We start from the raw sequence: 18,657 nt of genomic DNA, 5'->3' as shown, positions 1-18,657 counted from the left end.
ACTAATTTTACTTGATATTTAAAGGTACATATAAACCAAAAGTGATATTTCTGCCCGGATTATATATTCCAAAGTTGGGATTAGTTTCGTCCAACCTACCCGGTTTGTACCTACTTAAATGGTTATAATAACGCTTATCTAACAAATTGTTAGCCGAAATATTGAATCGTACGTTTTGTTTACCAATGGCTATTTGCGTCCCAATACCTGCTTGCAAAAGCGTATAAGCGGCTGTTCTGCTCTCAAAGTTTGCTATTCTATCCTGCGCAAAATTACTTTCGAGCCCAACAGAGAAATAACTACGTTTCAAACCTTTGATATTAGGCTCAATCTGGATTTCGTTTTTCAAACTTGCCGCCGGAATAAAAGGAACGGCTTCTTTTAATCCAAGATTTTGAGCGTACACATAACTAAAAGTGTTTTCGAAATGCAGAAATTCAAAAGGATGGAAAATCAAACTCGCATCTGAACCGTAGAAATTAGCATCATCTTGCTGGTACCTAAATAATGGATAAACATCCATGATTCCGTTATGATCAACAGTAATGGTTTCACCGTTATTTTGCCCCAGATAAATATAATCTTTCATATAATTATTGTAGATGCTCAAGCTAAAATCGAAGTTTGAAACACTGTATTGTAAGCTTAAATCGGCCTGATAGCTTTTTTCGGATTTTAAATTGTTATCGCCTACTTCATACCTAAATGTGCCTTCATGTACCCCGTTAGAAGCTTGTTCGGCAGGGTTTGGCGCTCTAAATCCCGAACTCAAATTGGCTTTAAAATTTAGCTTATCGCTGATTTGATGTGTATAACCCACCGCACCGCTTAGGTTAGAAAAATCTGTTTTAAAAGCCGAGAACTTCTCTACGCCCTCATCAAATAATTGTTTTCCTGTATTCTTGCGGTAGTCATAACGCAAACCAAAATTAAAGCTCGATTTTGCAAAATCCTTCTTCATATAATAGAATACACCTAGGCCTACATTGTTATAATCGGGAACCAAAAATTCTTCTCCTTTGTTCAAACTATTCTGATAATCTGCACTTAAACCAACAACAGGTTGCCAACCATTTGCAGAAGAATTCTGAATGTATTTCGCATCTACACTATAGCTATTTAAATCAAAAAACAAAGCTGGATCTACATCTTCAAACTCTTTACGGATATTGTTCTGGTAGCCTAAATCTAATTTTAAACTCCCTTTACCTAATAAGATATTACTGTTTGATGCCACTTTAAAATGACTGATCTGCTGGTTGGGCAAGGCTAATGTTCTCGATTTTAAATCGCTATTGGTAAACGGATTTCCACCTTCATCAATAAAATTACCATTTCCATCTAGCTCTGGGTCGTAAAAACCAATGTTGTTCTTAAACGATGAGATATTGACGTGGCTATACCCCCAAGATTTATTAAGACCTAACATAGCACTTAACGATGTTTCATTGAATCCAGAATTTGGCAAATAATAATCTGGTGTTTTAAAAGAGTAAGCATTTTTATAGGTTGCTCTTCCCCGCCAAACAAAACCATTTGTATTTCCGGTAAGCATGGCAGAATTACTGCTTAACCCGCCGTTTGTTGAGTAGTTACTTAAAAGCTCTCCTTTGATAACACCATCATTAACAGTTAAGGGTTCTAAAATATTAATTACACCTCCCAAAGCATCAGCACCATAAAGTAAACTGGCAGCACCGCGTAAAACTTCTACCCTGTCCGCAGAAAACTGGTCAATCTCTATTCCGTGTTCATCTCCCCACTGTTGGCCCTGCTGTTTTACACCGTCACTAATAGTTACAATTCTATTAAATGAAAGCCCTCTAATTACGGGTTTTGATATGGCCTGTCCGGTTGAGATTTGGGTAACTCCGGCAACTTTTGAAACAGCATCAATTAAGTTGGTTGCTGGTCTGTTTAGCATCTCATCATGCGACAATACGCCTACAGAAGTGCTATTCTTTTTATTATCGGCACCGGTTACCGTTCCTGTTAATACCACTTCGTTTGCCTCAATTCTGCTTTGTTGTAATTCAAAAACAAAAGATTGTGTAGTGGCAAAATCAATTGTTTTATTGAGGTATTTATAGCCCAAATAAGAAACCTGTACCAAAAACTTTCCGTTCTCAGGAATCCGATTCAACGAAAATTTCCCGTTCATATCGGAAATGGTACTTACTCTTAAATCTTGTATGGTAATGTTTGCGCCGGGCAAAACTTCTTTTGTTTGGGCATCAATAATTTTTCCGCTGAAAGTGATATCAGCTGCATAGGTATTGCTTACGCATAAAAATAGCGCAAGACTGTATAAAATACGGTTCATCGTAAAATTTTAAATTAATGTTGCTGAGCAACCTAAATAATGTACGGGCAAAAGCTTATCGCTAAAAGCCCTATTAATTACATGGTTTTTAGGTAAAAAAATCACCTAAAAAATTTAGGAAAGCAGTGGTGGCGCTTTATTACGAGTGCGGTGAAAAAACTGAAAGTAGTTATCAGTATGATAAACCCTTTCTATAGTTACCGAAGTTAGGTTTACTGCAAAAGAAAATGGCTCTACCGGCAAATCACTAACAAAAACTGCATCTGAAGTAGTACAACAAGGTTTTGTGTAGTTTTTCAAATGCTTTTCGCAGCTGGCTCCACAATTATCCTGATGTACAAAATAATGTTCGTGGATAATGCTATGCAAAGGCACAGCAGCGCTCAGCATGGAAAATGCTAAAAGGTAAAATAAAGATATCTTAAGATAGTTCTTCACAGTTATTTGCAAAGCTAACCTTTCCAACTTAAAAATTAACACTATTATGAGAGTCTTTACAACACCGTATAGTAAAACTTTTGTGGGTAAAGCTATCTTTGCCCATTATGAAACCATCAGAAGTCAACAAAAAGTTTAAAGAACTTCAACAGAAATTAGCTGATGATTTTGACAATGAGGCTCCAGACATCAAAGTAATTTTATTTTTGATAGGTGTACAGGAATTAGGGAAAGGCCCAAAAAAATTCAGCAAGCGCCAAAAAGAAGAATTAATGCACATTGCAAACTGTCGTTTATTCTCGGAGCTTGGATTTTATGAATTAGAAGGCATGGACCAGGACGGCTGGCCACATTGGAAAAAGGTAAAAGCTATACCAGCATATAATTTATTAGAGCAGGAAATGCTGATGAAAACCTTAATTGTAAATTATTTTCAAGAAGTTTTTTAAACCACAAAAGCCGCTTTAGAAGCGGCTTTTGTATTTTTCATAGGTAGATGAAAAATTATTTAGCTGGTCTTTTGAAAGCGTAAGCTAACCTTACGGCTACCATACCATTACTTCCAGCATCGTATTCAAAACCTTCGTAACGTAAAGCGATATCCCATTTATTGTTTGCATAACCTAAACTAGGCGCCCATATAAAAGGTGTTCCATAATCTTTCTTAGTTGAAAAACCTACACCCACTTCTGGCTGTGCATAAAAAGTTTGTCCAAAAAAGAATTTAGCACCCGCTTTCAACGGAATTAAATCTGATCCTATTTTGGTTCCCGCAACTTCAGGCTTTCCAACAAAACCGTAGTAACCTGTTGTTAAAGTTAAAGAAGTACGCTCGCCTAAATCATGTTGTAATCTTAAATCCGGTGCAATAACTACGTCTGCAACGTTAGACTTTGTTGGCACACCAACACCTAAGCCAACGCTTAACCTAGTGGCATGTCCGTTTTCAACATTTTGTGCAAATGCACCTGTTGTGCTTATTAGAGCTATTGCAGCTACTGCAACAATCCCTTTGAAAGTAATTTTTTTCATTTTCTAATTATTTACGGAGGGAATACCAAGAGCTATGCCAATATTTGATTTTTGGTGTAAATTTTGACTAGTTATTGCAGAAATCATTGTTTTACAGGCAATCTCGAAATGATTTTTTATTACCAAAAACATAAACGAGTTTTGCTATCACTAAAAAACCGAAAAATATGTTTGATAAAATATTCGAAGCGCAGCAAAAAGCTGAAGAAGTTAAAAAAAGATTGGAAACTATTACCCTGAGCGAACAAGCTGAAGGTGGCGCTATAAAAGTAACCGCTACTGCTGGCAAAACTGTTAAAAGCATCAGTATAGACGAAAATTTTTTGAAGGAAAATGGCGTTGAAGCTTTGGAAGATGTTTTGGTAGTAGTTATTAACAAAGTTTTGGCACAGGCAGAAAATGTATCACAAGCAGAAATGAGCGCAATGACCAATCAAATGCTAGGCGGCATGGGTGGTTTGGCGAATCTTTTCGGAAAAAAATAAACACCATGATGAAGTTAAATTACTTTGGTCAGTCTTGCTTTTTATTAGAGGTTAATGGAACAAAAATTTTGTTTGACCCATTTATTACACCTAATGAACTAGCAAAAGATATTGACGTTGAACAAATTGATTGCGATTATATTTTAGTAAGCCATGGGCATGAAGACCATGTAGCTGATTTAGTTTCGATTGCAAAACGAACCAAGGCAAAAATCATAAGTTCATTTGAAATTATTGAATGGCTGAAGAAGCAAGGGATAGATAACGGTCATCCTATGAATTTAGGTGGCAACTGGAATTTCGATTTTGGAAAGGTAAAAATGATGTATGCAGCGCATTCCAATTCTCTACCGGATGGTTCTTACGGAGGAACAGCGGCTGGTTTTATAATCCAAACCGGCAAAAAAACACTGTACTACGCTGGAGATACTGCGCTGAATCAGGACATGAAGCTTACGGGTGAACTGTTTGCTATTGATTATGCCTTTTTACCTATCGGCGATAATTTCACAATGGGCATTACAGACGCTATTATCGCTGCCGACTTTATCAAGTGTAAAAATATCATCGCTATGCACTATGATACTTTCGGCTATATCAAAGTTGACCATGAGCAAGCTAAAAAAGCTTTTGCTGATGCGGGTATAGAGTTAAGTATGTTAAAGATTTCAGATAAAGAAGTTGATGCGAAAGTGCTGTGAGATAAAACAACTCAGAGTTTCTGAAAAAAGAGACTCTGCTTGCACACAAAATCTAACTAATCAACTAACAAACTAAAACCTAACTAACTAATAAACCTACTTCTGTATCAGACAAACCGCATAGGCTACTACACCCTCTTCTCTTCCTATAAACCCCATCGTTTCATTGGTGGTGGCTTTAATAGAAATATCTTCCACAGCTATTGACATAGCTAAAGCAAGGTGCTTTTTCATTTCTGGGATGTAAGGGCTAATTTTTGGCGCTTCAATACACAGCATCGCATCAATATTATTGATACTATAGCCTGCTTCTTTAAGCATTTTAACACATTCTTTTAAAAGTATTAAGCTGTTAATGCCTTTCCAACGATCATCTGTGTTTTTAAAATGGTAGCCTATATCTCCTAAATTGGCAGCACCTAAAAGCGCATCGGAAATTGCATGGGCCAAAACATCAGCATCTGAATGCCCAAAAGCACCTTTATGATGTTCTAAATGTACACCACCTAAAACAAATGGATGTCCTTCTTTTAACTGGTGAACATCAAAACCAAATCCAACCTTAATCTTCATTATCTTCCTGGAACTTTCGAAGCTGTTGGTGCAGCAAAATTAAACAATAGCGAAAACCTTAATGTGTTTGCCAAAGGCGATGTTTGCTGATTTGCTAATAGATAAGAAAAATCCAAGTCAACAATATTATAACGCAAACCCAATCCTAAGGTCAAATACTGTCTGTTCCCTTTACTTGGATTTTCGTAGAAGTAACCAGCCCTAATTGCAAACTGGCGATTATACCAATATTCTGCTCCAGCACCTACGCTTACTTCCTGTAGTTCTTCTTTACCTCCGCCTGGTGCATCGGTAAACGAACCGAAAATTCCAGCAGGAACTGATTTACTCGCATCAGCGGTAGAGTTAGATGGAACCAATAACTTGTTCAAATCTAATGAAAATGAAAAATCATTATAATCATCTGCATGTACCGTTGCCGAGCCACCTAATTTCATATTGGTTGGCAAAAAGTATTTTGGTCCTCCGTCCGAGTAGCTCATTTTAGTACCAATGTTTGAGATATCTAAACCTGCTGAAATGGTAGTATTTTTACTGAATAATGTAGATTCGGTAGTGTAAAAAGCAGAGATATCTGCAGCAACTGCTGTTCCAGGCTGGGTTTCCTCGTTACCTAATTGACCAGCACCTAAATTAGACGAGATATAACGTAAAGCGGTACCTAATGAAAAATTTTCGCCAAAGCTACGGGCATAAGAAACGTCGAAAGCAAGTTCATTGGGGCTTGCCTCTCCTTGCTGAATTTGGTTAACATCAACAAACTGAATATTTCCCAAAGAAAAATAACGTAAAGATGCACCTAACGTATTTCTATCATCCAGTCTGTAATAACCGTTTAGATAAGCCAAATTAATATCTGGCACCAGCTTTTGCAACCACGGACTGTATGATAATCCAAAACCGTAGGGGTCTTTTAAAAAAGCCAACTTAGCCGGATTTGAATGAGTAGCATTTACATCTGGCGAAATGGCCACACCCACATCTCCCATCGCTCCTGAACGAGCATCAGGGTTGATTAACAAAAAAGGAACCGCAGTAGTAATGGTAGTGGTTTCTCTTCCTTCGGTTGATTGTGCAAGGGCATTATTAAATAAAGTTGCACTGCAGGTAACCGCAGCAATATATGCGTAAAGCTTTATCTTCATCTCGTAAAAAAGTAATTAATGCGTAATATAGGTGTTTCGGTTAAAGTATTAACAATTTTTCTGTCTTTCGAGCTACAAAACCGCCAGTGGTAGAACGTACTTTTAGCTCATAAACGTATATGCCTCTAGCAACTTTTTCGCCAAAATCGTCTTTTGCATCCCAAAATATATTATCTACACGGTTTCCCGTCGTATAAATACTCTGATTTATCGTTTTAATTAGTCGCCCGGTAATGGTTCTTATATTCACTTGTACCTCTAAACTCTCGTTAGGATAGTTATGCTCAAACTGAAAACTTGTGCGGTTACTAAAAGGGTTTGGGTAATTTAAAACGTGTGACAGCGCAAGTTTTTCTGATGCCTTAACCTCGAAATCGATCAATTGTTCTGCAGAATTGTTAAAAACATCCCAAGCTTTAACTTTTATAGTGTACAAACCCGGCACTAAACCGTTTAATGGATATTTTACCGTTCCGGCCTGGTACGAATCTAAACTTGACTGGTAATATTGATTGAGGATAATACTTTTATCGTTCATCGTTGCCGAACTTAACGTGGCTACGATATCATGGCCTATACCAATTCCCGTAGTATTTATTCCGCTTTCATCGTTCAGGTTAACCAACAAAATAGGATTGGTATTTGTAATTCCGCCAGAAACAAATTTTTCATCATTTAAATAAACCCTCACAGACGGCCCAATTTTATCATTTTGCGTATTTGAAGCAACTGTCCCCACTTTTACGTCCGTACTAAAACCAGTTGCATCTAAGTTTTGGTTGTTTGCATAATAGCTGATTTTGCCCTTCCCTACCTGTAAATTAATATCCCTAGGCACAATAAAATCAAAGCTAAAAGCGCCGTTAGTAACCGTTGCTTTACCTTTGTAAATTATGTTTTTTTGGATGTCAAAGTTTTGTACATAACTGCCATTCAAACCCATATCTTGCCCAAGGGTACTAATGGTGGTGGGCTTATCATAAATAGTTGGATAAATTACTCCGTTAAACTGATTAAGAATTTGCCCATTCGCATTGTTTACAAAACCTTTGATGGTTGCCTTTCCGCCAGCTTTTAAAGTATCGGGTAATGAAGTTGTTGTGATTCCATTAATTGGAATAGGGAATAACGCAGTTGGATCGCCCAAAAGTGTAAAATTCCTTGAATTGATATTTAAACCCCCAACATTGTTGTTTTTTGCTTCTTTAAAAACCTGTCCAAAACTTATACGCTTATTTTGGTTTGTAGGATTAAAAAGCGCTTTTAAAAAGCTTTGATTTAAGTCGAAATTGTAGGATGAAAAAACTATTCGCGTAGTACTAAAAATCGACGCAACTCCATTATCCTTTCTAATCAACGAAAGCTCTCCACCAGAAACCGTTTCGGGATCATCCCAACGGCTAAAAGAGCAGGTCGCAGTAAATATCACCGCTAAATTATCCTTGTTTTCCCACGAGTTGATATCGGCCAAGGTTAAAACCCTTTCCTGCGCCCATCCACTTTCGCCACCATGCCCCGTATAGTTGATGAGCACAGTGCCGGCATTGATTTTTTGGTTGATGGCTTCTTTTGCTTTCGGATACGCTGTTCCTCCGGCTGCACTTTCTTGCTGAAAAGCATCAAAATATATTTTATCGATATTGAAATTCTGGTTGTTCTGTGTTATCAATGCCGCATTGGCTTCTGCCTGATTGAGGTGCAAATTATTATCCTCATCATCTGCAACAATGGTAATTTGATTACGCCAATCTCCAAAACTCAGTGAACCATCATAAGTAATCAACTTGTCAACTACGTTTTTGGCTTCTGCTAAAGTTTTAACCGGAATGCGCCCAATGGCAATATCCAACAAACCCGGATTGGTGGTATAGTCTTCTGTAAACGCTCCTTCGTTATCGTCCAATAAACCAAAATAATCATCAGAAGTATAGCTGGCGGTAGGCGATAACGAATTTTCTGATTGATAAGTGACTACAAAGCTATTGTCTTTAAACTTCAGCATTCGGTTATCAAAAGAACCTTTGCCAAAAAGCAACAAGTATTTGGGCTGTAACGCTGGATTAGCTCCTGCCCTGTCGTAAAACATTTTAACAAAATCCCGAATGGCACTAGCATCTCTTTTGCCCGATGAAAATTCGTTAAAGACTTGGTCTGTGGTAACCACCTGATAGCTTAAACCTTGGGTGGTTTTTCTAAACTCTGCTAATCTTTTTGCTTCGTTAAAAAACGGCGGAGCGGTAACAACCAAAAAATCTGCTTGGGACAAACCATGTAAATTTTGGTTAGGAATTTTTCCGATAGCTTCAGGGATTTTCAAAACCGATGGTTCGAAAGCAACAAACTCTTTTAAGTCTGTTGTGCCCGTAATAAAATTATAATTAGCACCCGCAGCATTTAGTTTTTGCGATTTCGCTTCCGTAAAATTGGTTACATCCCACACTCGGGCATCAGCCGAAAGGTTGTTTAAATTAAACTGGGCTACATTGCCATTAGCCACACTACTTTTATCGCGGAAACGCAAATAGCCGTTGTAAGCACTGTAGTTTCTTTTGTAGTTTAGCTCGATATAATCTAACCAGGCGTTTGAAGTGGAGTTAACTTTGCCATAGTTGATATTTATTTTTGCAACATTTCCACTTATACCGGTAACGCTATTAATTGCCTCAGCGGGTTTTGCAAAGTCCGTTTCAAAATTAAGCGGTAAAGCCGTTGCTGTTAAGTTGTAAAGCGTTTGATTATTAGCGGTCACCTTGGCGCTGGAATTTGCATTAGACCTGATCGCCATTTTTGTTTTTACCGATAGCGGTGCAGACGGAATTAATCCTGCTACATCGAAATTAAAATCACGACTGTTCTCGAATTCAAAATCTTCACCAAACCACTCCCTTCCCGACTTCATTTTAGCGGTGATTAAGCCATACAAGTCTTTTTCGTAAAGCTGGTAATCATCAAAACTACTGCTAGTGTAATTAGTGGGCTGCACTGGGTTTGTTGACTGAGTAACACGCTTACCAGCCCCTTTATCAACGTTTATAAAATAGTACGAACTATCTGCGTACACGTTTTGTTGATGCTCAAAGGTTTGTTGGGCGTTTAATGTCCAGCGGGTATTTCCCGGACTGTAAAACACCACATAATCACCAGCATCAAATTTCGCATCGGCTTCTCCAACAACTTCTATTGCATTTTCTTTTAAATCATCCAGCCTTGCCAAAGCATTCTGTTGAGGCAACATAAAACCGCCGTTACCGTAAAGCCTGATGTTTTTCGGATTAATCTGATCTACATCAATCCCTAATTTCTTTAAAAAGCTATAATCTAGTTTGTAGACACCTTCATCTTTAACAGCTATTTTATACCAATTTCCGCTAGCCAACACCGAATTACCTCCATAAGTTCTTGCCGAATAAATTGGAGCTGTTGCATTGGCTTTCACAGGATTTACCTGTAGCTTAAAGCTGTTTACTTTCCGCAAGCTTCCGTCTGCTTCTTTATACACAGGCAAAAAACTAACTAACATGTAAGTTTGCCTATTTTCTGTGGCGCTGTAATAGTTCAATTGCAAATCGCTGGCAATACTTTTTGCCGATGCCTTATTGTTGCCGATTACCGCTTTTGAACTTTCCTCAATCAATACTTTAACAGCGTTGTTAACCGTATTAACGGGTATTTTTAAAAACACAGACGGTAGGTCTCCAAAAAAATCTGGGCGAAACCTTGGAAAATAATTTTCGCTAATTTTTATGCTAGCCGAATTGAAAATCACGGTATCAGAAGGCCAGTTCAACCGATAAATTTCCGATTGATTTTGCGCAAAACTTTTTGAAAAGCAGATACCGAATAGAAAAACAATCGTAATTTGCTTATATACAGTAATTTTCGAAATCAAATTTTTATTACCTTTATTGTAACTATTATTACGTTTAGCCGTTTCAATATATAAAATTATCGATAAGCATCTTAATTTATATTAATCGCATTTGATTAATCATAATTTTTATTTTTAGCTTTGGAAACACAATAAAGCACAATGAGAAAAAATATTTTACCTGTACTTGCTACATGTATTGCCGTGGTTATGGCAATATCTTCTTGCAAAAACTCTGGTAAGGCTGGTTCTTCTAAAAAGACTGGCGCTGCATATAATGCAAAAAGACCGGGTTCGCTCCAAGTATCAAAAAAAGTAAAACCTTCTCCTGGACCAGGCTTGGTACATATTGAAGGTGGTACATTTGTTATGGGAGGCTCTAGTATTGATGATATTGGATATGATTATGCTGCACCAAAAAGACGTGTGACTGTTCCAACCTTTTACATGGATGAAACGGAAGTTGCAAACGTTGACTGGTTAGAATACTTAAATTGGATTCGCGAAGTACCACAAGACCCAAGGTGGTATTATGAAGCTTTACCAGATACTTTGGTTTGGAGAAGTCCTTTAGCTTACAACGAACCTTACGTTAATAATTATTTAAGACACCCAGCTTATCAGGATTACCCTGTAGTTGGTGTAACTTGGGAACAAGCTGTTGCTTATTGCGATTGGAGAACAAACGTTGTTAACGAAAATCTTTTAAGAAAAGACGGAATTTTAAACGATTGGAAAACTTATGCAGACGCTAAAAACGGAACTGCAAAAAAAGGTGGCTCTGCTAAAGGCGCAACTGCAAATACAGTAAGCACAGAACCTTTCGATTTAGATTTATATTTAAATGGCCAGTACGATGATAAAGGCAAAAAAGCACCAAAAGTTTTAAACCCAACCGCAGCACAACCTGGCGCAAAAGGTAAAAGTGCAGTTCCGCTACGTTTTGCTAAAATTGAAGATGGTGTACTTACTCCAGGCCGATACAGATTACCTACAGAAGCAGAATGGGAATATGCAGCACTTTCATTGATTGGAACTGCAAACAATAACATTGTAAATAATAGTAAAATTTATCCTTGGTATGGTTTAGGAATTAGATCTGCCAAAAAGAGCACCCGTGGTTTAATTTACGCCAACTTTAAAAGAGGCGCAGGTGACAACATGGGTGTAGCTGGCTACTTAAATGACGGTGCAGATATTACCGCACAGGTTAGGGCTTATGTACCAAACGATTTTGGCCTATACAACATGGCAGGCAACGTAAGCGAATGGGTTTTAGATACTTACCGCCAGAGTTCATTTGACAAAATTGAGGATTTTAGTCCGTTTAGAGGTAACGATTTCGAGAATAATAAATATGACAGTAACGGAAAAATAGAAACTTTGGGAAAAAGTAACGTTCCGGTTAAAATAAATGCGGAATCTGGCAAAAAAGATCCTTATGCAGCACATGCCAACAAGTACGGCAATGTTACTACGCTTAGCCCAAGTACGCCAGATCCAATTGACACGACTAAAATGCCGGCTTTAAAGCCAACATTTGAGGCTGACCAACGTGGCTATTTAGATGAACAGAACTTAGACCTATACGGAAAAATCACTTTGGTGAATGACCGTTCTAAAGTTTACAAAGGCGGTTCATGGAATGATAGAGCTTATTGGTTAAATCCAGGCACAAGAAGATATGCTGACCAAGGTTCTGCTAGTGCCGAGATTGGATTTAGATGTGCGATGAGTAGTGTGGGAGATCCTCAATTGAGCAAAAAAAGTACGCCACAGTTTAAGCAACCAAAATCAAGAGTTGGTTTTAAAGGCAAATAAAATATCACTTTATAAAATTGTAAAAGGCTAAACCACGAGGTTTAGCCTTTTTTATTTCAGAGAAAATAGGAGAATGCGATAGTCGAAAATTGCTTAAAAATTCCTTATAGCTGATTCGGTTTTGAGGTATGATCCTGCTCAACTATTAATATTGCCTTTTGTAACATAAGCGAATTTGGAATGGTGATAACCTCTTTGTCTATTGTTCTGATATGAACAAAAAAATACGTTAGATCAGATACCTCTCCTTCATACGGAAACTCCTTATCTAATATTTTAATGGTATCTCCTATTTTCATAGGATGATTAAAAAACAATAAAACACTTGATGTAACATTTGACAGTAAAGACCACTGCGCAAAAAATGCGATACCCAATACAGTTAATATTGTACCTAAAAAAACAGCAATATCATTCTGTTGTACTCCCCAAATTGCCGCCAATAAAACGATTGCAGTAATTAGCGAAAGCAAATGAACTGCCCTTATAATCATCTTTCGTCGACCGCGATTTACATGCGTTTGCTTTAACGAATTGTTTACGAAACCTTTGTTGATATAATAAATTATCAGGTAACCTATTATAACAAGTACGGTTTCAATAAGTTGTATTTTGTATATTTCCATTTTAACGTATTTTTTTATTTGTTTGGTAAAGATTTGACCGCTTAAGTTATGCAATAACCATAATCTATGACCGGATTTTTAAACAAAAATATTAACCAAATTTCTCAAGCTAAGATGCTTTCTTTAAATACTTGTAAATCAATTCGGCAGTCTTTTCAGACGCACCTGCCGAGCCCATTTCTTTCGCCAATATTTCGTATTTATCTAACATTACAGTTCTTTTTGGTGTGTTTAAGATATCGTCCAATTCTTTAGAAATCATGGTGATGTTGCAGTCTTCCTGGATAAGCTCTGTTACCGTTTTGCTATCCATAATTAAATTTACCAAAGAAATAAATCGGATTTTTACCAGCATACGGGCAATACCGATGGATATTGCACTTCCTTTATACAGCACTACTTGTGGTACTTTAAACAAAGCGGTTTCTAACGTAGCTGTACCCGACGCAACCAATGCAGCTTCTGCTATGTTCAGTAAATCGTAAGTAGCGTTAAAAACGATTGGAACAGCCAAATCTTGCGTGTACTGTTTATAAAAATCTGCGTTAAATGAAGGCGCACCTGCTATTACGAACTGGTGGTTTGGGAAAGATGAAATAACGGAAAGCATATCTGGCAAAATATAATTCAGCTCTTGTTTTCTGCTTCCTGGCAATAAGGCAATAATAGGCTTGTCTGATAAATTATTTTCGGCTCTGAAGTTAGGATTTGGTTTAAATGCTTCTTTAGCATCCAACAGCGGATTACCTACATAATCAACTTCCATTCCCCATTTGTGATAAAAATCGACTTCGAATGGTAAAATACAGAACATTTGATCTACATCTCTTTTAATTTTGAGCACCCGCTTTTGGTTCCATGCCCAAACTTTTGGTGAAATGTAATAGTAAACCTTAATGCCCTGCTCCTTAGCAAACTTGGCGATTTTCAAATTAAAACCCGGGAAATCAATCAGCACCAAAACATCCGGACGGTGTGATAGAATATCTTCTTTACATTTTTTAAGATTCTTTAAGATGGTGCGCAAATTCAACGCAACTTCTAAAAACCCCATGAAAGCCATATCCGCATAATGTTTCACCAGGTTACCGCCTTGTGCCTGCATTAAATCGCCACCGTAAAATCTAAACTTTGGTGCTGGATCTACTTTTTTTAAGGTTTTCATCAGGTTGGATCCGTGTAAATCTCCGGATGCCTCGCCGGCTATAATGTAGTATTTCATGTTAGCTTAGTATTGAGTTTGGGTAATGAGTACTGGGTATTAAGTAGTGAGACACTAGAATAAGTAAATTTTATTGTTTGTATAATCGTCGTCAACATCGCTATTTAACAGCTTGCCCTCTCCATCGCGTCATGTCAAAGATACCAGACATCTCACTTACATTGTTGCCATACTGAACGGAAACTTACATGTGAAATGTCTCTCTATCGTTCGACAAGACGAACGGTTTCATTCTAATTTCTATTATAAACGAAAAACTGCGTTAACGATAGCAGTGGCATCCTTTTTTTGTCCTTCGACTCCGCTCAGGATGACCAAAAAAAGATAAAGCGGATAGCGTGTTTAAACGCCCTAACTGAAATCGTATAACAACAAAATATGCAAATGGCTAAAACCCAATTCTACTTATTAAATTTATAAAAGAAAAATATAAAGGCGCAAACAAACGTTGCCGAAATAACGCCTTTAGCGGTTGCTTCCATATCTTTTTTATAAAAATATTTTAACAGCAGCATGTTTAAAGCCACGCAGCCAATATAAAGCAAATCGTCTTTTTGCATAAAAACGAAGTTTTTTTTGATTACTTCTACCACCACAAATGCGATTCCTGGGAACACCAAACCAAGGCCTAAACCCAGCCAAACAGTATCTTTCTTAAACATCAAAATTCCAGCTACTTATATTTGAAATTGCGTGGTGTGCCGTCATATCAAACTGAACGGGAACCACAGACACATAATGGTTATTTAACGCCCAAACGTCGGAATCCTCGCCTTTATCATTGTTTTGGAAAACTCCGGTTAACCAATAATAGCTACGTTTATGCGGGTCTGTTCTTTCGTCAAACTCTTCTGCCCATTTAGCGTTTGCTTGTCGGCATATTTTAATGCCTTTAATTGGCGCCGAATCATTTGGGAAGTTTACATTTAACAAAACACCTTGTTGCAACCCATTTTTAAGCGTCTCTAAACAAATTTGTTTGATATATTTTTTACAAGACTCGAAGTTTGCTTCCCAGCTAAAATCATCTAACGAAAAACCGATAGAGGGAATACTTTCAATAGCGCCTTCAACCGCGGCAGACATGGTACCCGAGTAAATTACATTGATGGAATTGTTAAGTCCGTGGTTGATGCCAGAAATACAAAGGTCTGGTTTTTGACCCTTAAAAATTTTATTGACCGCCAATTTCACACAGTCAACTGGCGTTCCAGAGCATTTATACATCTCCACACCTTCATATAGATTAACCTTATCTAAACGTAAGGGTTTGCCTATTGTAATGGCGTGGCCCATCCCAGATTGTGGGCTATCTGGCGCTACAACCGTAACTTCGCCAATTTCCATTGCTACTTCTATCAATGCTTTTATGCCGGGGGCGGTAATGCCATCATCATTTACCACTAATATCTTTGGTTTTTTGCTCATTGGTATCTATTTTGTATAAATTACGTTATGCCTAAAATCAGCAACCGCTATTCTACAAAGTTAAAAAAGCTACGGATAAAATTGGGGCGTATTGTTGACCAACAAAAAGACCAAAATTTTACAATTATTATACTGAGCGTAATTGTTGGCTTAACGGTAGGCTTGGCTGCCATTTTAATTAAAAAAACCACCTACGCTGTAGAGAATTATGCGGTTAGCTTTTTCCCCGGTTACGTTTTGTTTTTAGTGCCTTTGGTGGGCTTATTACTGGTAAACCTGCTTAACCAAACTGCTTTTAAAACCACAACCTACTTTAAGGGAATGCGAAACGTGATTGACGCGGTAGAAAACCACCAATCGTTCATCAAACTTAAGCTCGTTTATACCAAAGTAATCACTGCAGCTATAACCATTGGCTTTGGCGGAAGCTCTGGAATGGAATCGGCAATTATAACTTCTGGCGCTTCCATAGGCTCAAACTTGGGCAGAAAATTAGGTTTGAGCTATAAAATGAGAACGTTGCTGATTGGCTGTGGAACAGCATCCGGAATTTCGGCAATGTACAATGCACCCATCGGAGGTTTTTTATTTGCCTTAGAAGTAGTTTTACCCAGTTTCAGCCCTGCTTTATTGATTCCTTTACTGATCTCATCTGCCACCGGGAAAATTTTGTTTGAGCTGATTATGGGCGAGAACCTACGGTTTGATGCTCATATTAACGAGTTTTCTTACCAAAGCATGCCTTACGTAATTGTTATCGGCATTGTAGGCATGTTGACAGCTAATTACATGGTGAAGGCCTATAGTTTTTGCTACCGCAAACTAGCCCGCTTGGGTAACCCTTGGACAATTGCTTTGGCAGGAGGCTCTATTTTAGGAGCGCTGATTTATTTTTTTCCAGCGTTGTACGGCGAAGGTTACGTTTCCATCAATAAATTACTACACGGGCAGGAACCCATGTTATGGGAGAATTCATTACTTGCAAACCCTATCTTCCAACCTTTTAATGGCTTAATACTCATTTTTGTTTTGTTACTGTTGAGACCAATTACTACAGGTTTAAGCTTAGCATCTGGCGGCGAAGGCGGTTATTTTGCGCCCTCTTTGGTTGCCGGCGGCTTGATGGGATACCTGGTTTTCAAAACCGTTTTCGTAATCTCGGGAGATTTGGCCGGATTAGCGCCAAACACTTTTGTTTTTTTAGGCATGGCTGCCACTTTTGCCTGTGTAATGCGAGCCCCCGTGACCGCCATTTTCTTAATCGCTGACACTACGGAAAGCTACGCCATTATTGTTCCTTTGATGATTGTGACCGCGGTTGCTTATACCGTTAAAAATTATTTTGAAAAGATAAATCCATTGGTTTCTTCAGGGCATGGTACCATCCAGATGGAGAAATTTATCATTAACCAGATTAACCTGAACGACGCTATTGAACCCGTAAAAGATTTTGTGAACGAGAACGATAAACTGAGAAATATCATCGAACATTTCTCGATTGCGGAGTTTGCGCTAGCACCGGTGATCAATTCCGAAAATAAGATTGTGGGAATTATTGAGGTTAAGGCTTTACGTACGCTTTTGAAAGATTTTGAAACCTACGATGTACGAACCGCAAAAGAAATTATGGATACTGATTTTGAGATTGTAGATTTTACAGCCTTGCGGAAAAAACTATCCAACCAACCGTCTCTTATCAAAGAAGAACATATTTTAGTACGGAAAAACGGACAGGTTGTAGCTTATGTATCGAGGTATAAGTTGCTGATGATTTACAACCAGTATTTGAGCAATCCGGATTTGTTATTTAGTAAATAAGGGTTTGATTTTCAATAACTGGGGGCTGAGCTAAGCTTCAGTATCTATATTCAGCGATCCGTAAAACCCGTTAGGCCTAAATATTGTAAATGCGCAATGATTTTTTGAGAACTTTAAGTTTATTTTTCCTTAAAATAAACTACCTCGGGGCAGAGCCCCAGAGGTATTAGAACATTTCTAACTGTTGACTGTGTATTTTTTTATATTCTTCTGCTTTTCCTTGAGACTTTACATAATTCTGAATTGTACTCTCATCTCCATGTTTCCCAACTGTGTTAACATAAAACCCTTTAGACCAAAATTCTCCGCCCCACAATTTCAGCTTAACCTCAGGATGTCTTTTGAAAATCTCTTTTGCTGTGATACTTTTTACAGTTCTAATTATTTTTGTTGGACTTTCAATAGGTACACTCTGAATCAGAAAATGAACATGGTCTTTATCTGTCCCAATTTCAATGAAAATTATATCATACCGTTTAGAAATCTCAACACAAATTTCTTTTAGACTGATATCAACCGCTTCACTGAATACCACTCGCCTATATTTTGCCGGACATACAAAATGATATAATAAAACTGATACATTATGCTTCTTATGAATATATTCGCTCACATACCGAAATTACAAAAAAATCGAAGCAGAGCTTCGAGGAATCAAACCAAAAGAGATTGAAAAAGGAGACGATGGGCGTCTCCTTTTTACTAAACCTAAACCTAAACGTATGAAATTGTCTCTTCGTCAAAGACAATTAAGTAATATCAAACTAAATGCCAAAATAAAAAAAATCTAAAAACAGGCCTAAAACCCGATATAGGGCAACAGTCTCGTAGTACATTAAAATTACAAAAACGGATTTAAACACAAAAAAGAACACCGATTCCAAAAATAAATACACAAAAAAAATGCCTCGTAACAGTTAAGTCGCGAGGCATTTTTAATGGAAAGAGGATTCTTTATAAACTTTTAATCCAGTCAACTACTTCGTCTCTTGTTTTACCAAGTTTCTGCTGTAGCTTTCCAACCGTTTCATCCGCTTGTCCCTCTTCGTATGTCAAATCATCGTCGGTTAAATCAGCATAAGCTTGTTTCGCTTTCCCTTTGACTTCATTCCATGTTCCTTTAAATTCTAACTTATCCATGATCGTGTTTTTTAGTTTTTTAATAAATAGATTAACT

Annotated in this window: 17 protein-coding genes; 5 read left to right on the top strand and 12 right to left on the bottom strand. The window is 37.6% G+C overall.

Annotated elements, in window-relative coordinates; genetic code table 11:
* Nucleotides 1-7: 7 nt before the first annotated feature.
* Together B176_RS0102130 and B176_RS0102125 are read right to left on the bottom strand one after the other, a co-directional pair.
* Nucleotides 8-2,323, bottom strand: coding sequence for a TonB-dependent receptor (locus tag B176_RS0102130; RefSeq protein ID WP_017257123.1), 2,316 nt, complete (start codon nt 2,321-2,323; stop codon nt 8-10).
* Nucleotides 2,324-2,437: 114 nt separating this feature from the next.
* Complete coding sequence (locus tag B176_RS0102125) at nt 2,438-2,761, bottom strand: hypothetical protein (protein ID WP_154647860.1); 324 nt, start codon at nt 2,759-2,761, stop codon at nt 2,438-2,440.
* 107 nt (nt 2,762-2,868) lie between these two features.
* Here B176_RS0102125 and B176_RS0102120 point away from each other — a divergent pair, with 107 nt between their 5' ends.
* Complete coding sequence (locus tag B176_RS0102120; protein ID WP_017257121.1) at nt 2,869-3,210, top strand: hypothetical protein; 342 nt, start codon at nt 2,869-2,871, stop codon at nt 3,208-3,210.
* 55 nt (nt 3,211-3,265) lie between these two features.
* Here the strand turns inward: B176_RS0102120 and B176_RS0102115 are convergent, their stop codons facing one another.
* Nucleotides 3,266-3,793, bottom strand: coding sequence for a hypothetical protein (locus B176_RS0102115; protein ID WP_017257120.1), 528 nt, complete (start codon nt 3,791-3,793; stop codon nt 3,266-3,268).
* 167 nt (nt 3,794-3,960) lie between these two features.
* Between B176_RS0102115 and B176_RS0102110 the strand changes: the two genes are divergently transcribed.
* Nucleotides 3,961-4,278, top strand: a complete 318-nt coding sequence (locus tag B176_RS0102110) for a YbaB/EbfC family nucleoid-associated protein (RefSeq protein ID WP_017257119.1) — start codon at nt 3,961-3,963, stop codon at nt 4,276-4,278.
* A gap of 5 nt (nt 4,279-4,283) precedes the next feature.
* Nucleotides 4,284-4,979, top strand: a complete 696-nt coding sequence (locus B176_RS0102105; RefSeq protein ID WP_237739787.1) for a metal-dependent hydrolase — start codon at nt 4,284-4,286, stop codon at nt 4,977-4,979.
* Between the two features lie 96 nt (nt 4,980-5,075).
* On the opposite strand, the gene ispF is transcribed toward B176_RS0102105, so the two are convergent.
* Genes ispF through porU form a run of 3 tightly spaced genes read right to left on the bottom strand, consistent with a single transcriptional unit; the run spans nt 5,076 to nt 10,484 of the window.
* A complete protein-coding gene (gene ispF, locus B176_RS0102100; RefSeq protein WP_017257117.1) occupies nt 5,076-5,552 on the bottom strand; it encodes a 2-C-methyl-D-erythritol 2,4-cyclodiphosphate synthase in 477 nt (158 codons plus the stop codon).
* The gene (gene porV, locus B176_RS0102095; RefSeq protein WP_017257116.1) at nt 5,552-6,697 is read right to left on the bottom strand and encodes a type IX secretion system outer membrane channel protein PorV; all 1,146 of its coding nucleotides are present in this window, start codon (nt 6,695-6,697) and stop codon (nt 5,552-5,554) included. The genes ispF and porV overlap by 1 nt, the downstream gene beginning before the upstream one ends.
* Before the next feature lie 40 nt (nt 6,698-6,737).
* Entirely contained in the window at nt 6,738-10,484 is a 3,747-nt protein-coding gene (porU, locus tag B176_RS0102090; RefSeq protein ID WP_017257115.1) for a type IX secretion system sortase PorU, read from the bottom strand.
* 243 nt (nt 10,485-10,727) lie between these two features.
* Here porU and B176_RS0102085 point away from each other — a divergent pair, with 243 nt between their 5' ends.
* Nucleotides 10,728-12,386: an SUMF1/EgtB/PvdO family nonheme iron enzyme gene (locus tag B176_RS0102085; protein WP_017257114.1), complete on the top strand. Its 1,659-nt coding sequence runs from the start codon at nt 10,728-10,730 to the stop codon at nt 12,384-12,386.
* 104 nt (nt 12,387-12,490) lie between these two features.
* Here B176_RS0102085 and B176_RS0102080 read toward each other — a convergent pair whose 3' ends face one another.
* The 4 genes from B176_RS0102080 to surE all read right to left on the bottom strand — a co-directional run bounded on the left by B176_RS0102080 (nt 12,491) and on the right by surE (nt 15,662).
* On the bottom strand, nt 12,491-13,012 hold the full coding sequence (locus B176_RS0102080) for a mechanosensitive ion channel domain-containing protein (RefSeq protein WP_040539903.1): 522 nt from the start codon (nt 13,010-13,012) through the stop codon (nt 12,491-12,493).
* 109 nt (nt 13,013-13,121) lie between these two features.
* Nucleotides 13,122-14,234, bottom strand: coding sequence for a lipid-A-disaccharide synthase (gene lpxB, locus B176_RS0102075; RefSeq protein WP_017257112.1), 1,113 nt, complete (start codon nt 14,232-14,234; stop codon nt 13,122-13,124).
* A 401-nt stretch (nt 14,235-14,635) separates the two neighbouring features.
* On the bottom strand, nt 14,636-14,896 hold the full coding sequence (locus tag B176_RS0102070; RefSeq protein ID WP_017257111.1) for a hypothetical protein: 261 nt from the start codon (nt 14,894-14,896) through the stop codon (nt 14,636-14,638).
* Nucleotides 14,889-15,662 (bottom strand): 5'/3'-nucleotidase SurE, encoded by a 774-nt coding sequence (gene surE / locus B176_RS0102065; protein ID WP_017257110.1) that lies wholly within the window; start codon nt 15,660-15,662, stop codon nt 14,889-14,891. Before surE ends, B176_RS0102070 begins: the two co-directional genes overlap by 8 nt.
* Before the next feature lie 27 nt (nt 15,663-15,689).
* On the opposite strand from surE, the gene B176_RS0102060 reads away from it, so the two are divergent.
* A complete protein-coding gene (locus B176_RS0102060; protein ID WP_017257109.1) occupies nt 15,690-17,480 on the top strand; it encodes a chloride channel protein in 1,791 nt (596 codons plus the stop codon).
* A gap of 166 nt (nt 17,481-17,646) precedes the next feature.
* On the opposite strand, the gene tnpA is transcribed toward B176_RS0102060, so the two are convergent.
* Entirely contained in the window at nt 17,647-18,093 is a 447-nt protein-coding gene (gene tnpA / locus B176_RS0102055; RefSeq protein WP_017258097.1) for an IS200/IS605 family transposase, read from the bottom strand.
* A gap of 341 nt (nt 18,094-18,434) precedes the next feature.
* Nucleotides 18,435-18,620 (bottom strand): CsbD family protein, encoded by a 186-nt coding sequence (locus B176_RS0102050; protein WP_017257107.1) that lies wholly within the window; start codon nt 18,618-18,620, stop codon nt 18,435-18,437.
* Between the last annotated feature and the right edge of the window lie 37 nt (nt 18,621-18,657).

Origin of the sequence: Pedobacter arcticus A12 (assembly GCF_000302595.1) — a bacterium.
GTDB lineage: Bacteria > Bacteroidota > Bacteroidia > Sphingobacteriales > Sphingobacteriaceae > Pseudopedobacter > Pseudopedobacter arcticus.
The sequence above is the reverse complement of the archived record's forward strand: the minus strand, read 5'-3'. Positions and strand labels throughout refer to the sequence as shown.

Coding starts and splice junctions, on each gene's coding strand:
- B176_RS0102130 (WP_017257123.1), bottom strand. CDS start 2,323: ATGAACCGTATTTTATACAGTCTTGCGCTATTTTTATGCGTAAGCAAT.
- B176_RS0102120 (WP_017257121.1), top strand. CDS start 2,869: ATGAAACCATCAGAAGTCAACAAAAAGTTTAAAGAACTTCAACAGAAA.
- B176_RS0102115 (WP_017257120.1), bottom strand. CDS start 3,793: ATGAAAAAAATTACTTTCAAAGGGATTGTTGCAGTAGCTGCAATAGCT.
- B176_RS0102110 (WP_017257119.1), top strand. CDS start 3,961: ATGTTTGATAAAATATTCGAAGCGCAGCAAAAAGCTGAAGAAGTTAAA.
- B176_RS0102105 (WP_237739787.1), top strand. CDS start 4,284: ATGATGAAGTTAAATTACTTTGGTCAGTCTTGCTTTTTATTAGAGGTT.
- ispF (WP_017257117.1), bottom strand. CDS start 5,552: ATGAAGATTAAGGTTGGATTTGGTTTTGATGTTCACCAGTTAAAAGAA.
- porV (WP_017257116.1), bottom strand. CDS start 6,697: ATGAAGATAAAGCTTTACGCATATATTGCTGCGGTTACCTGCAGTGCA.
- B176_RS0102085 (WP_017257114.1), top strand. CDS start 10,728: ATGAGAAAAAATATTTTACCTGTACTTGCTACATGTATTGCCGTGGTT.
- B176_RS0102080 (WP_040539903.1), bottom strand. CDS start 13,012: ATGGAAATATACAAAATACAACTTATTGAAACCGTACTTGTTATAATA.
- lpxB (WP_017257112.1), bottom strand. CDS start 14,234: ATGAAATACTACATTATAGCCGGCGAGGCATCCGGAGATTTACACGGA.
- B176_RS0102070 (WP_017257111.1), bottom strand. CDS start 14,896: ATGTTTAAGAAAGATACTGTTTGGCTGGGTTTAGGCCTTGGTTTGGTG.
- surE (WP_017257110.1), bottom strand. CDS start 15,662: ATGAGCAAAAAACCAAAGATATTAGTGGTAAATGATGATGGCATTACC.
- B176_RS0102060 (WP_017257109.1), top strand. CDS start 15,690: ATGCCTAAAATCAGCAACCGCTATTCTACAAAGTTAAAAAAGCTACGG.
- B176_RS0102050 (WP_017257107.1), bottom strand. CDS start 18,620: ATGGATAAGTTAGAATTTAAAGGAACATGGAATGAAGTCAAAGGGAAA.